14 protein-coding genes are annotated in these 12143 nt (G+C 69.5%); 5 read left to right on the top strand and 9 right to left on the bottom strand.

Features of this window, described 5'->3' with window-relative positions; genetic code table 11:
* Window positions 1-52 precede the first annotated feature (52 nt).
* Window positions 53-430 carry a VOC family protein gene (locus ACT6XY_RS10335; RefSeq protein WP_444748254.1) on the top strand — a complete coding sequence of 126 codons (378 nt, stop codon included), beginning with the start codon at window positions 53-55 and terminating at the stop codon, window positions 428-430.
* A gap of 119 nt (window positions 431-549) precedes the next feature.
* On the opposite strand, the gene ACT6XY_RS10330 is transcribed toward ACT6XY_RS10335, so the two are convergent.
* A complete protein-coding gene (locus ACT6XY_RS10330) occupies window positions 550-1170 on the bottom strand; it encodes an alpha-ketoglutarate-dependent dioxygenase AlkB family protein (protein WP_444748253.1) in 621 nt (206 codons plus the stop codon).
* Window positions 1167-2063, bottom strand: a complete 897-nt coding sequence (locus tag ACT6XY_RS10325; protein ID WP_444748252.1) for a hypothetical protein — start codon at window positions 2061-2063, stop codon at window positions 1167-1169. Before ACT6XY_RS10325 ends, ACT6XY_RS10330 begins: the two co-directional genes overlap by 4 nt.
* Window positions 2064-2436: 373 nt before the next feature.
* Between ACT6XY_RS10325 and dnaK the strand changes: the two genes are divergently transcribed.
* A complete protein-coding gene (gene dnaK, locus ACT6XY_RS10320; RefSeq protein WP_444748251.1) occupies window positions 2437-4332 on the top strand; it encodes a molecular chaperone DnaK in 1896 nt (631 codons plus the stop codon).
* A gap of 78 nt (window positions 4333-4410) precedes the next feature.
* Window positions 4411-5547, top strand: a complete 1137-nt coding sequence (gene dnaJ / locus ACT6XY_RS10315) for a molecular chaperone DnaJ (protein WP_444748250.1) — start codon at window positions 4411-4413, stop codon at window positions 5545-5547.
* Window positions 5548-5554: 7 nt separating this feature from the next.
* Here dnaJ and ACT6XY_RS10310 read toward each other — a convergent pair whose 3' ends face one another.
* Entirely contained in the window at window positions 5555-6463 is a 909-nt protein-coding gene (locus tag ACT6XY_RS10310) for a DMT family transporter (protein WP_444748249.1), read from the bottom strand.
* A gap of 176 nt (window positions 6464-6639) precedes the next feature.
* On the opposite strand from ACT6XY_RS10310, the gene hisE reads away from it, so the two are divergent.
* Window positions 6640-6978 (top strand): phosphoribosyl-ATP diphosphatase, encoded by a 339-nt coding sequence (gene hisE, locus ACT6XY_RS10305; RefSeq protein ID WP_444748248.1) that lies wholly within the window; start codon window positions 6640-6642, stop codon window positions 6976-6978.
* Window positions 6979-6985: 7 nt separating this feature from the next.
* Here the strand turns inward: hisE and ACT6XY_RS10300 are convergent, their stop codons facing one another.
* The 6 genes from ACT6XY_RS10300 to ACT6XY_RS10275 all read right to left on the bottom strand — a co-directional run bounded on the left by ACT6XY_RS10300 (window position 6986) and on the right by ACT6XY_RS10275 (window position 11857).
* Window positions 6986-7603, bottom strand: coding sequence for a DUF167 family protein (locus ACT6XY_RS10300; RefSeq protein WP_444748247.1), 618 nt, complete (start codon window positions 7601-7603; stop codon window positions 6986-6988).
* A gap of 11 nt (window positions 7604-7614) precedes the next feature.
* Window positions 7615-7905 carry a YggT family protein gene (locus ACT6XY_RS10295; RefSeq protein ID WP_444748246.1) on the bottom strand — a complete coding sequence of 97 codons (291 nt, stop codon included), beginning with the start codon at window positions 7903-7905 and terminating at the stop codon, window positions 7615-7617.
* 87 nt (window positions 7906-7992) lie between these two features.
* A complete protein-coding gene (locus ACT6XY_RS10290) occupies window positions 7993-8874 on the bottom strand; it encodes an ABC transporter permease (protein WP_444748245.1) in 882 nt (293 codons plus the stop codon).
* 10 nt (window positions 8875-8884) lie between these two features.
* The gene (locus ACT6XY_RS10285) at window positions 8885-9676 is read right to left on the bottom strand and encodes an ABC transporter ATP-binding protein (RefSeq protein WP_444748244.1); all 792 of its coding nucleotides are present in this window, start codon (window positions 9674-9676) and stop codon (window positions 8885-8887) included.
* Window positions 9677-9794: 118 nt separating this feature from the next.
* Window positions 9795-10844 carry an ABC transporter substrate-binding protein gene (locus ACT6XY_RS10280; RefSeq protein WP_444748243.1) on the bottom strand — a complete coding sequence of 350 codons (1050 nt, stop codon included), beginning with the start codon at window positions 10842-10844 and terminating at the stop codon, window positions 9795-9797.
* Between the two features lie 200 nt (window positions 10845-11044).
* The gene (locus ACT6XY_RS10275) at window positions 11045-11857 is read right to left on the bottom strand and encodes a DUF3108 domain-containing protein (RefSeq protein ID WP_444748242.1); all 813 of its coding nucleotides are present in this window, start codon (window positions 11855-11857) and stop codon (window positions 11045-11047) included.
* A gap of 44 nt (window positions 11858-11901) precedes the next feature.
* Between ACT6XY_RS10275 and ACT6XY_RS10270 the strand changes: the two genes are divergently transcribed.
* Window positions 11902-12143: hypothetical protein (locus ACT6XY_RS10270; protein ID WP_444748241.1), on the top strand; the 242-nt coding region annotated here is incomplete at its 3' end.

Below are 12143 nucleotides of genomic sequence, written 5' to 3'. Positions count from 1 at the left end.
CGTCGACGGCGGGGACATCTCCCGCCGCGCGCATCCAAGGAGGAGGCCCCGCATGAGCGGCAGGTTCAACTGGAACGAGCTGATGACCAACGACATCGCCAAGGCGAAGGCCTTTTACGGCCAGACCCTGGGATGGACGTTCGACCCGTTCCCGATGCCGGACGGCGAATACTGGATCGCCAAGGCGCCCGACGGCACGCCGACCGCCGGCATCATGCCGATGGACCCGCAGGACACGGAGTCCCAGCCGGGCTGGCTCTCCTACGTGCAGGTCGACGATCTCGACCGGGCGGTCTCGGCGGTGACGAGCAGCGGCGGACAGGTGCTGCAGGAGCCGCTCGACATCCCCAATGTCGGCCGCATCGCCGTGGTCGAGGACCCGGCCGGCGCCGTGCTCGGCCTGATGAAGCCCGTCGCCGCGACGAGCTGAGGGCCAAAGGCCCGGCCCAGGCAAGGCCCCCCACCCTAGCCCCTCCCCTCCGCAAGCGGGGGAGGGGAACTGCACCTCATCCGCGAAGCCCGGGGGATCAGGACAGGCGGATGTCGCCGTCACACCGGCTTCGTCACCCGCCTGAGCGTCAGGTTGATCCGGCCGCCGTCCTTCAGGAGCGTGCTGGTTCCCGGGAGCAGGCGGTCGACTCCGTGATAGGCGAGGCGCGCGGCACCGCCGAAGACCAGTACGTCGCCTGAGGCGAGCTTTACCGGGACCGTCCTGCCGCCGCGTGTCGTGCCGCCGATGCGGAACAGGCCCGTCTCTCCGAGCGACAGCGACACGACGGGCGCTGCGAGATCCTCCTCGTCGCGGTCCTGGTGCAGCCCCATGCGGGCGCCGGGCCCGTACCAGTTGACGAGGCAGGCCTCGGGCGGATGCGGATAGCTTGCCACCTGTCGCCAGATTTCCAGAATCTCCTCCGGAATCGGCGGCCAGGGCTCGCCGGTGGCCGGATGATTCGGCTGATAGCGATAGCCCGCCCTGTCAGAGACCCAGCCGAGCGATCCCAGATTGGTCATGCGCACCGAGAACGGCGTGCCCGTGCGCGGCATGACCGGCTGGAAGAGCGGCGCCTGCCGCAGGAGGTCGCGCAGGGTGGCGAGGAGCGCCGCCTGATCGGCGGGAGCGAGATATCCGGGATACCAGGTGCAGCCCGGTACGACCGGGACCGCCGTCATTGCTGCGGAGCGGGCGCCGGCGGGGGCCGCGGACGGGCGGGGCGGCGCGGCGGCGCGTCCGACGGCGGTCCGCCGACACGGGCGGCGAGGTTCTCGGCGCGCGCCTCGGTGAATTTCAGCGCGCAGAAGGCGGGGCCGATGTCCGAGGTGCCGTAGTTGCGGCAGAGGCGCTCGCGGTTGGCGGGAAAGCCCGCCTGTTCCTGCAGGAACTGCCGGCCCTCGGGCGTGGTGCGCAGCCGCGCCTGGAGAATGCGGCGGGCGTCGTTGAGGCGGCGCTCGGCGACGCCGCGGGCGCGCTCGATCTCGCGGTCTGGCGGAATCTCCCGGTCGTTCGGACCCCAGAGGCCGGCGGGGTCGACGACACAGTCGTCGAAGCTGCAGGCCCCGCCCGGGGCGGTGACGAAGGCGGCATCGGCCATGAGGTCGAGGGTGATGGTGCAGCCGGTGAAATTCGCCTCGAACCGCGGCAGGCCGTCGGGTCGGCCGAGAGGCCTCAGGGCGACCGGCCTGCCGCCGCCGAGATCGGGCGTGCAGATGTTGCGGATGTCGTTGCCGCGCCGTCCGATGACGCCGGTGGCGGCGATCGTGTAGCTCGGCTGGGCCGGCGTTCCGCCGCGCGAGATGACGAGGGCGCCGTGCTGGCCGAGGAATCGCAGCGTCTTGCCGGGAAGGGCGTCCTCCCAGCGGCGCAGGGTGGAGGCGCCGACGCCGCGCGTCGCAAGGCCGCTCGTGCCGTCCATCGTGGTGCGCGGAGCCGCGGGACGGCCCTGCGGCGCTGTCGCGCCCTGCGGCGTCGGAGCGACGGCGCCGGGCAGCTGCATCTGTGCCAGGGCATGCTCCCCGCCGGCGGCGGCAAAGGCGAGAGAGAGCAGCAGGACGGCGCGGCGGGGCATGATTCTTCCGATGGCAACAGCCCCTCACATAACCTGCCGGGACCCTTCGGTCACCAGCCCGTGACGTTGCGCCATGCGAGGCGGGGGTGATGTTGCGCCAAGGACGCACCCTTTGCCGGCGCGACGCGATGCTTTTCCTTGACGGCGAGGTGACCGTGACGCTTGCGGCGCCATGACGCCCCCCCTATATCCGGCCCAACCGGCGGAAAGCGGCGAAGTCTCGCGTCTTTCCGTCCTGCGATCACCAGCTTCAAACCCCAGCTTGACGAAGGGGTCGGCGCGGGCGGTCCCGGCGAAAATCCCTCTTCGTCCGCGGGCCGTCAGCCTCACGGGTGCTTCGGGCCCGGCCGATCCGCTTGAAAAGGAGAAGACCATGGGCAAGGTCATCGGCATCGACCTCGGAACGACCAATTCCTGCGTGGCTGTGATGGAAGGCACCACGCCGAAAGTCATCATCAATTCGGAAGGCGCCAATACGACGCCGTCCATCGTCGCCTTCACCGACGAGGAGCGTCTCGTCGGCCAGCCGGCCAAGCGCCAGGCGGTGACGAACCCCGAGCGCACCATCTTCGCGGTGAAGCGCCTCATCGGCCGTCGCTTCGACGATCCGACGGTGACCAAGGACCAGAAGCTCGTCCCCTACCAGATCGCCCGCGCCGGCAACGGCGACGCCTGGGTCGAGGTCGAGGGCAAGACCTATTCGCCCTCGCAGATCTCCGCCTTCACGCTGATGAAGATGAAGGAGACGGCGGAGGCCTATCTCGGCCAGAGCGTCGACCAGGCGGTCATCACCGTCCCGGCCTATTTCAACGACGCCCAGCGCCAGGCCACCAAGGACGCCGGCAAGATCGCCGGCCTCGAGGTGCTGCGCATCATCAACGAGCCGACGGCGGCGGCGCTCGCCTACGGCCTCGACAAGAAGACCTCCGGCACGATCGCGGTCTATGACCTCGGCGGCGGCACCTTCGACGTGTCGGTGCTCGAGATCGGCGACGGCGTCTTCGAGGTGAAGTCGACCAACGGCGACACGTTCCTCGGCGGCGAGGACTTCGACATGCGCCTCGTCGACTATCTGGCGGCCGAGTTCCAGAAGGAGCAGGGCATCGACCTGCGCAAGGACAAGCTCGCGCTCCAGCGCCTCAAGGAGGCCGCCGAGAAGGCGAAGATCGAGCTGTCGTCCTCGACGCAGACCGAGATCAACCTGCCCTTCATCACGGCCGACGCCTCGGGTCCGAAGCACCTCCAGCTGAAGCTCACCCGCGCCAAGTTCGAGGCGCTGGTGGACGACCTGATCCAGCGGACCATGGAGCCCTGCAAGAAGGCGCTCAAGGACGCCGGCATCTCGGCGGGCCAGATCGACGAAGTCGTTCTCGTCGGCGGCATGACCCGCATGCCGAAGGTCCAGGAGGTCGTGAAGCAATTCTTCGGCAAGGAGCCGCACAAGGGCGTCAACCCGGACGAGGTGGTCGCCATCGGTGCCGCCATCCAGGCCGGCGTGCTGCAGGGCGACGTGAAGGACGTGCTGCTGCTCGACGTGACCCCGCTGTCGCTCGGCATCGAGACGCTCGGCGGCGTGTTCACCCGCCTCATCGACCGCAACACCACGATCCCCACCAAGAAGAGCCAGGTCTTCTCCACCGCCGACGACAACCAGAACGCGGTGACGATCCGGGTCTTCCAGGGCGAGCGTGAGATGGCGGCCGACAACAAGATGCTCGGCCAGTTCGACCTGATGGGCATTCCCCCCGCCCCGCGCGGCGTGCCGCAGATCGAGGTGACCTTCGACATCGACGCCAACGGCATCGTCAACGTCCAGGCCAAGGACAAGGGCACCGGCAAGGAGCAGCAGATCCGCATCCAGGCCTCCGGCGGCCTCTCCGACTCCGACATCGAGAAGATGGTGAAGGACGCCGAGGCCCATGCGGCCGAGGACAAGAACCGCCGCGAGCTCGCCGAGGCGAAGAACCAGGCCGACGGCCTCGTGCACTCGACCGAGAAGGCGCTCTCCGAGCACGGCTCCAAGGTTGCCGAAGGTGACCGCAAGGCCATCGAGGACGCCCTCGCGGCCGTGAAGGAAGCGGTGAAGTCCGAGGACGTCGAGAGCCTCAAGGAGAAGACCAACGCCCTGGCGCAGGCCTCCATGAAGCTCGGCGAGGCCATGTATGCGGCCCAGCAGGACGCCGGCGCCGAGGGCGCCGCGCCGAAGAAGGACGACGTGGTCGACGCGGACTTCACCGAAGTGAAGGACGACAAGAAGAAGAGCGCGTAAGGCCCGCGAGGGTCTTTCCAGCGGGCCCCCGGAGCCAATCCGGGGGCCTTCGCTTGAACGGGGGCAGAAGCTGGGTCGATGTCCAAGCGCGACTATTACGAAACCCTGGGGGTCGGCCGCGACGCCGACGAGGCTGCGCTGAAATCCGCCTTCCGCAAGAAGGCGATGCAGTATCACCCCGACCGCAATCCCGACAACGCCGAGGCCGAGGCCCAGTTCAAGGAGCTGAACGAGGCCTATCAGGTGCTGTCCGACGGGCAGAAGCGCGCCGCCTATGACCGCTTCGGCCACCAGGCCTTCGAGAACGGGGGCGGCGGCGGCCATCCCGGCTTCGGCGGCGATTTCGCCACCTCCATGTCCGACATCTTCGAGGAGCTGTTCGGCATGTCCGGCGGCCGGCGCCGCGGCGCGGGTGGCCGCGAGCGTGGCGCGGACCTGCGCTACAACATGGACATCACGCTGGAGGAGGCCTTCGCGGGCAAGTCCGCCCAGCTGCGCATTCCCACCACGGTGTCCTGCGAGGTCTGCTCCGGCACCGGCGCCAAGCCCGGCTCCAAGCCGAAGACCTGCGGCACCTGCGCCGGCCACGGCCGCGTGCGCGCCTCCCAGGGCTTCTTCTCTGTGGAGCGCACCTGCCCGACCTGCCAGGGCCGCGGCCAGGTGATCGAGGACCCCTGCGCCAACTGCACCGGGTCGGGCCGCATCACCAAGGAGCGCGTGCTCTCGGTGAACATCCCCGCCGGCGTCGAGGACGGCACCCGCATCCGCCTCGCCAACGAGGGCGAGGCCGGCTTCCGCGGCGGCCCGCCCGGCGACCTCTACATCTTCCTCTCCATCGAGCCGCACGCCTTCTTCCAGCGCGACGGCCAGGACCTCTACTGCCGCGCCCCGGTCTCCATGGTGACGGCGGCGCTGGGCGGCGCCTTCGAGGTGCCGACCATCGACGGCGGCCGGGCCCAGGTGAAGGTTCCCGAGGGCACGCAGTCGGGCAAGCGCTTCCGTCTCGGCGGCAAGGGTATGCCGGTGCTGCGCTCCAAGGCGGTCGGCGACCTCTACGTGCAGGTGGACGTGGAGACGCCGCGGGCGCTCACCAAGCGCCAGAAGGAGCTTCTCGCCGAGTTCGAGAAGGAGAGCTCGAAGGACACCCAGCCGGAGACGGCGGGCTTCTTCGCCAAGGCCAAGGCCTTCTGGGACGGGCTCGCCAAGGACGGCTGAGCCCGGCTCAGGCCGGGCGCGTCCCCTCCGCCAGCCGCCGCCAGACCCGCCCGTCGATGGCGACGAGCCCAAGGCCGATCAGCGCCATGCCGGCGAAATGCGTCCAGGCGAGGCGCTCGCCGAGAAACAGACCGGCGAGCAGGATGGCAGAGACCGGGATCAGGAAGGTCACGAGCAGGAGGTTGCTCGGGCCGGCCGTCGCCAGCAGCCGGAAGAAGATGATGTAGGCGAGCGCCGTCGACAGGACGGCGAGCGCGAGCACGGCGAGGATCGCCGGCCAGCCCGGCATGGCGAGCGCCCATGGCCGGTCCACCAGCGCGACGGCCGGGGCCATGACGAGGCTCGTGATGGTGAGCTGCAGCCAGGCTGTGAAGGTCGGCGTCAGGCCGAGCGGCTTGATGCGCCGACCCCAGAGCCCCGAGAAGGCATAGGACAGCGTCGCGCCGAGACAGGCTGCGACCGCCCAGAGGGGCGTGTCCAGCCTCCCCAGCGCCGCCGGCCCGACCAGCACCACCACGCCGAGGAAGCCGAGCGCGACGCCCGCCGCCTTGTTCGCCGTCGCCTTCTCGTCCGTCGTGAAGAGGTGCATGACGACGACGCTGAACAGCGGCGTGGTGGCGTTGAGGATGGCGGCGAGCCCGGCGGGAATGGCGGTCTGGCCCCAGAAGATCAGGGTGAAGGGGATGACGTTGTTGAGCAGCGCCATCACCGCCAGCGTCGTCCATACCGCCCGTCCCCGGGGAAAGTGTTCGCCGGTCGCCCGCAGCACCGCGTAGAGCACGGCGGCGCCGATGACGACGCGGGCGAGGACGAGGGTCATCGGCGGCAGGTCGAAGAGGGCGATGCGGGCAAAAAAGAACGAGCCGCCCCAGAGGACGGAGAGGGTGACGAGGAGGGTCCAGTCGCGCAGGCTCACGGGGGCGTCTCCGGTTGGGACCCGTGTCTAGGCGAGCGGCCGTCGCGCCGCCACCCGGTCTCTGTCAGCAGGCCGCAGGGGACCGTCATTGACAGGTGACAGTTCTGTGCGAGCCTCGAATCGTCCGCAGGACTGGACCATTTGATTCGGCCCGCGCGGGACTGCGAAAGGCCGCCATGTCCGACGCCATCGACCGCCTCCACGCCGCCGTCCGGGAGATCCGCCGGACCGATGCGCCGGCATCGCGCACGGCGAAACTGCTGGCGGGCGGGCGCGCCAAGATGGCGAAGAAGCTGGTCGAGGAAGCGACAGAAGTGACGCTCGACGCGGTGGCCGGCGACCGTGCCGCGGTGGTCCGCGAAAGCGCCGACCTGATCTACAATCTCACCGTGCTGTGGACCGACATGGGCATTGCGCCGGACGAGGTCTGGCAGGAGATGGAGCGGCGCGAGCGCCTCTACGGCATCGCCGAGAAGCTGCACAAGGGCCCGTTGGCGGTCGCCGGGGGCGGCTGAGCCGCCGTCACTCCCTGAGGAAGAGCGGCAGGTCGACCGGCGGCAGGCGCACCTCGCGGTTGACCGCGTTGAGCATGCCGACCGACCGTCTCACCAGCCAGCCGTCGCGGTTGGGGCAGCCGTCGCGGGCGAGCGACTGCGCGGCGCGCAGCGTGCGCACGAGGCGGGCGCGGTCGGGCGTCGGCAGGCCGGCGCGCTCGACGGTGGCGCGGGTGCGCAGGAACTGGGAAGGGTCGGCGCAGATGTCGCCGCGCGACATGAACTGGGCGGCAGCCGGCGCCGCCGGCCAGGCGAGAAACACGAGGAGCGCGGCGGCAAGGAGCCGGGCCAGCCCGGCAGAGAGGCGGGTGGTGTCGCCCTCAAGCGCCACGGTCTTCAGCCGCGCCGTCTTGCCCTGGACGACGGCGACCTGCGAGCGGCCGATGCCGAGTTCGGCGGCGATGAGGTTCTCCAGCGCCGCATTGGCCTTGCCGTCCTCGGGGACGGCCCTCACCCGCGCCTTGAGCACGGCCCGGCCGTCGGCCAGCCGCTCGGCGCCTTCCACCGCGTCGCGGCCACCGCGCGGGGTCAGCCTGACGTCGACCAGGAGGCGCTCGCGCTCGACGCGGTAGGGGAGGGCGTCCATGGGCGTCCCCCCTAGAAGACGTTGGGGTAGATGTAGCGGATGATGATCTGCTGGATCAGGATGATGCCGAGCAGCAGCACGATCGGCGAGATGTCGATCGCCCCCAGATTGGGCATGCGTCGCCGGATGGGCGCGAGGACCGGTTCGGTGAGGGCGCGCAGCGTGGTGTCGATCTGCGCGACGATCTGGTTGCGGTAGTTCACAACATTGAATGCGATCAGCCAGGACAGGACCGCCTGAATGATGATCACCCACCAGTAGAGGTTCAGGGCGATCAGGACGACGTCGAGAATGGCTTTCATGGGTCCGCCGTGGAGGATGAGGATGCCGGACCCGTTTTATGGGGTGTCGGCACGGGCGGGGCAAGCGTGCGGTTGCACGCGCTGCCCTCAGGTGGCGGCGAAGGACGAGCGCTGGGCCCAGCCGGTCATGCGGTTTTCGAGCCAGACGGTGGCCATGTACATGGCAACGCCGAGGATCGCGAGGGCGATGAGGGCGGCGAAGAGCAGCGGCACGTTGAAGTCGGCCGAGGCGCGCGCCATCAGGTTGCCGATGCCGTAACGCGAGGCGTTGTACTCGGCGATGACCGAACCGACATAGGCCAGCGTGATGGCGACCTTCAGCGAGCCGAAGAAATACGGCATCGAGCGGGGAATGCCGACCTTGGTCATGATCTGCAGCTTGGAGGCGCCGAGCGCCTTCAAGACGTCCTCCGTCTCCGGCTCGATGGTGGCGAGGCCGGTGGCGACGTTCACCACGATGGGGAAGAACGAGATCATGAAGGCGGTGAGCACCGCCGGCAGCCAGCCGACGCCGAACCAGATGACGAGGATCGGCACGACGGCGACCTTCGGGATCGAGTTGAAGCCGACGAGCAGGGGATAGAAGCCCGCATAGAAGAAGCGGCTGGCCCCGAGGAGGAGGCCGAGCGCGATGCCGAAGGCGACGGCGAGGCCGAAGCCGGCGAGCGTCATCCAGGCGGTGTGGAAGGAGTGGAAGCCGATCTGGCGGCGGAACTGCCAGATGGCGAGGCCGATGTCGCTCGGCGCCGGCAGCACGAAGGTGGAGACGGCGAAGGCCTTGCAGAGCAGTTCCCACACCAGGAACGTGCCGATGGTGCAGAACAGCGGCGCGAGCTGCAGTGACAGCTTGGTGCGGTCGAGGGCGGAGGCGCCGATCACCTTGTAGAGCAGGTAGGCGATGTAGCCGACGACGCCGATGGCGAGCGCCGCCGGCCAGGAGGTGAGGAGGAACTCGCCGATCGCGTCCATGGCAGGATCCTCAGGCCGTCGACCGGGCGTGGGCGATGCGCCCCCGCAGGTCGTGAACGATGTCGGAGAATTCGGACGTGTAGGTGATCTCGAGGTCGCGCGGCCGCGGGAACGCCACCTCGCGCTCGGCGATGATCTTTCCCGGCCGCGAAGACATGCAGAAGATGCGGTCGGCGAGGAAGACCGCCTCGCGGAGGTCGTGGGTGACGAGGATCACCGTCAGCGACCCGGCCATGCGGGCGTGGAGGTCGCGGATGACGCACCACAGCTCCTCACGGGTGAAGGCGTCGAGCGCGCCGAAGGGCTCGTCGAGCATGAGGAGCTTCGGCTCGTGGATCAGCGCGCGGCAGAGCGAGGCGCGCTGCTGCATGCCGCCGGAGAGCTGCCAGGGGAACTTCGAGCCGGCCCCCTTGAGGCCGACGGATTCGAGCAGCGCCTCGGCCTTGGCGACATATTCCGCCTTGTGCCGGCGCAGGCGCGAGCGGTGCGGCTCGACGATCTCGAGCGGCAGCATCAGGTTCTCGAGTGTGGTGCGCCAGGGCAGCAGCGTCGGCGCCTGGAAGGCCATGCCGGCGATCTTGACGGGGTCGCGCACCTCCTGGCCGTCGACGACGACGGCGCCCGCCTGCGGAAACTGCAGGCCGGTGGCGAGCTTCATCAGGGTGGATTTGCCGCAGCCGGAGGGGCCGACCACCGCGGCGAACTCGCCCTCGTTGACCCGGATGTCCAGCCCGTCGACGGCCAGGGTGCCGCCGGTCGCGTAGGTGTGACTGACACCCGTCAGTTCGACGAAGGGACGCAAGGGATGAGCGCTTTCAGAGCGGTGCATTCACGCAGGGGCAGGGAGCGGCGGCCCGGCGGGGTCCGGGGGGATTGGGGCGGGGGCATTCGCGCACCCCGCAACTCTCGATAAGCAAACCTCAGGCCACCTTGCGGTCGGCAGCCGCCGGCAGCAGGTCGGAGATGAAGACGTCCTCCGGCTTCGGCTTGTTCTTGAAGGTGAAGGTGAGGCCGATCTGGTCGATGGCGGTGGCCATGCGGGCGGGATCGATGCCGCCGATGCCGTTGGCGCGCACCCAGGGCGACAGAACGTAGTTGTCGATGGTCATCTTCAGCCGCTCGGTCTCGGTGTCGAGGCGGGCGACGTCGTTGCGCGCGACCACCAGTTTCGCGCCGGCGGCGGGGTCGGCGATGGTGTCGCGGATGCCCTTGACGAGGCCGCGGTTGAAGGCGGCGACGGCGGCGCGGTTGGAGGCGAGGAAGCCCGGGCTCGCCATGATGCCGTTGCCGTAGAGCTCGACGCCGTAGTCGTACATGTGCAGCACGACGATGTCGTTCTCCGGCACGCCGCGCGACTTCAGGTTGATGTAGGAGGAGTTGGCGAAGCCGAAGATGGCGTCGACCTCGCCGGAGGCGAGCATGGGCTCGCGGACGGGGAAGCCGACGTTCTCGAAGCGCATCTTGCTGTCGTCGAGCTTGTTGACGGTCTTGAAGATCGGCCACTGGGCATAGGCCGCGTCGGGAGCCGGGGCGCCGAACTTCTTGCCCTCGAGGCTCTTCACGTCGGTGGTGATGCCGCGCGACTTGCGGCCGACGATGGCGAAGGGCGGACGGTCGTAGACGATCATGTTCGCCTTGAGGTCGACCGTCGGGTTCTCGTCGCGGAAGCGGATCATCGAGTTGATGTCGCCGAAGCCGATGTCATAGGTGCCGGAGGCGACGCGGGTGACGCCCTCGCGCGAGCCGGAGGCGGCGTCGATCGAGACGTTCAGGCCCTCGGCGCGGAAATGGCCCTTCTCCAGGGCGGTCAGGAACAGGGCCGAGGGGCCCTCGAAGCGCCAGTCGAGGGTGAAGCGGACCGGGGTGGTGGCCTGGGCGTGGACGGCGGGGGCGAAGAGCGGGGCGAGCGATGCGGCGCCGGCGAGCTTCAGGGCCGCGCGGCGGGTGGGCAGGAAACGGAACTCGGACATCGGCGGGCCTTCTGTCGATCGGTGAACTCAAGGCCGAACCCGGGGGGATGGCCGGACGACGGTCGCGGCTCGCGCGGCCACCGTGGTTTTACCGAGGGCAGCAAAGACCATGCCGTAACGGACGGCAACCGATTTCTCGCCGGGCGTCCGGGGTTTTGCTCATGAAGTAGGCAGTTTGGCTAACCGCCGTGCAGGAGGCCTCAGCGACTCACCGACGCAGTGGTGGCGGGGGCGCCGAGTTCGAGCCGCGTCGGCTGGATTTCCGCCATGCCGACCGGCGTGCGGATGGCGATGCGGGCGGGGACGAGGGCCCGGGTTCCGGCGACCGGGACGAGCCAGATCTGCATGTCGCGGTTCGCCTCCATGGGCGCGGTCACCGCCGGGCGATGGCCGGCGATGGCCCGGTAGCGGGCGTTGCAGACGACGGCCGTGCCCTCGTAGCCCGCGACCTTGATGGTCTCGGTCCGGGCGAAGGAGAAGGAGAGGTCGTAGCGCTGGCGGCCGTCGAAGACGGGGAAGGTCTTGGCGCAGGCCTCGGCCACCGCCGTCGGGCCGGTGCCGGGGACGAAGAAGAAGCCGGCCGAGAGCGGGTCGAGGACACCCTGCCTATGACTCGGCGTGACGGGAATCTGGTCGGCCGCCGCCGGCCGGTCCGGCTCGGCCGAATGGGAGCGGATGGAGCCGCCGGCCATGGCCATGCGGATGGTGTCGTTCTGCTGGGTGGTGGCGAGGGTCAGGGTGTAGTTCGCCGGCACGGCACGGCCGCCGGCGATGCGGCCCGAGGCCATGGCCGAGCCACGCCCCGATGCGATGACGCGCGAGACGCCCGACAGGCGCAGCGAGACCGAGGCCTGGTAGCTGTCCTGGGACACGCGCCCCTCGAAACCGGCGATGCCGACCTGAAGGCCGCCGATGAGAATCTCGTAGCGCGCGGAGACCCGCTCCTGCGCGATCGCCGGCACGGAAAGACACGACAGCAACGCGGCGGCGACGGGCAGGGTCGATCGGGACACGGGACACACTCCAGGACCAACGGAGCCGGACAGCGCCACCCGGCATGGCCGCATCAAAGCGCGAAATGGTTAATGGCTTGGAAATCCGGGTGTGGCTTGATGAGGGCAAGTCCCCGTCGGCCGGCCTTGCGCGCGCCGTCGAGGGGCGAGCGAAGGGGGGACGGGGGATTTTGGGAATCGGCTGGAGCGCCTTGATCGGAGAGCGGCGGGCGGCCCTTGCGCTCGTCGCGACGGCGAGCCTGCGCGCGGCCGCGGGGCTCTCGGCCGTGCCCGGACGCCTGCGGGT

Origin of the sequence: Phreatobacter sp. (genome assembly GCF_052440005.1) — a bacterium.
In the GTDB taxonomy this organism is placed as follows: Bacteria; Pseudomonadota; Alphaproteobacteria; order Rhizobiales; family Phreatobacteraceae; genus Phreatobacter.
The sequence above is the reverse complement of the archived record's forward strand: the minus strand, read 5'-3'. Positions and strand labels throughout refer to the sequence as shown.

What these genes read in the sequence shown, in the direction of transcription:
- dnaK (WP_444748251.1), top strand. Translation starts at nt 2,437, where the DNA reads ATGGGCAAGGTCATCGGCATCGACCTCGGAACGACCAATTCCTGCGTG.
- dnaJ (WP_444748250.1), top strand. Translation starts at nt 4,411, where the DNA reads ATGTCCAAGCGCGACTATTACGAAACCCTGGGGGTCGGCCGCGACGCC.
- ACT6XY_RS10290 (WP_444748245.1), bottom strand. Translation starts at nt 8,874, where the DNA reads ATGGACGCGATCGGCGAGTTCCTCCTCACCTCCTGGCCGGCGGCGCTC.
- ACT6XY_RS10300 (WP_444748247.1), bottom strand. Translation starts at nt 7,603, where the DNA reads ATGGACGCCCTCCCCTACCGCGTCGAGCGCGAGCGCCTCCTGGTCGAC.
- ACT6XY_RS10330 (WP_444748253.1), bottom strand. Translation starts at nt 1,170, where the DNA reads ATGACGGCGGTCCCGGTCGTACCGGGCTGCACCTGGTATCCCGGATAT.
- ACT6XY_RS10295 (WP_444748246.1), bottom strand. Translation starts at nt 7,905, where the DNA reads ATGAAAGCCATTCTCGACGTCGTCCTGATCGCCCTGAACCTCTACTGG.
- hisE (WP_444748248.1), top strand. Translation starts at nt 6,640, where the DNA reads ATGTCCGACGCCATCGACCGCCTCCACGCCGCCGTCCGGGAGATCCGC.
- ACT6XY_RS10335 (WP_444748254.1), top strand. Translation starts at nt 53, where the DNA reads ATGAGCGGCAGGTTCAACTGGAACGAGCTGATGACCAACGACATCGCC.
- ACT6XY_RS10280 (WP_444748243.1), bottom strand. Translation starts at nt 10,844, where the DNA reads ATGTCCGAGTTCCGTTTCCTGCCCACCCGCCGCGCGGCCCTGAAGCTC.
- ACT6XY_RS10325 (WP_444748252.1), bottom strand. Translation starts at nt 2,063, where the DNA reads ATGCCCCGCCGCGCCGTCCTGCTGCTCTCTCTCGCCTTTGCCGCCGCC.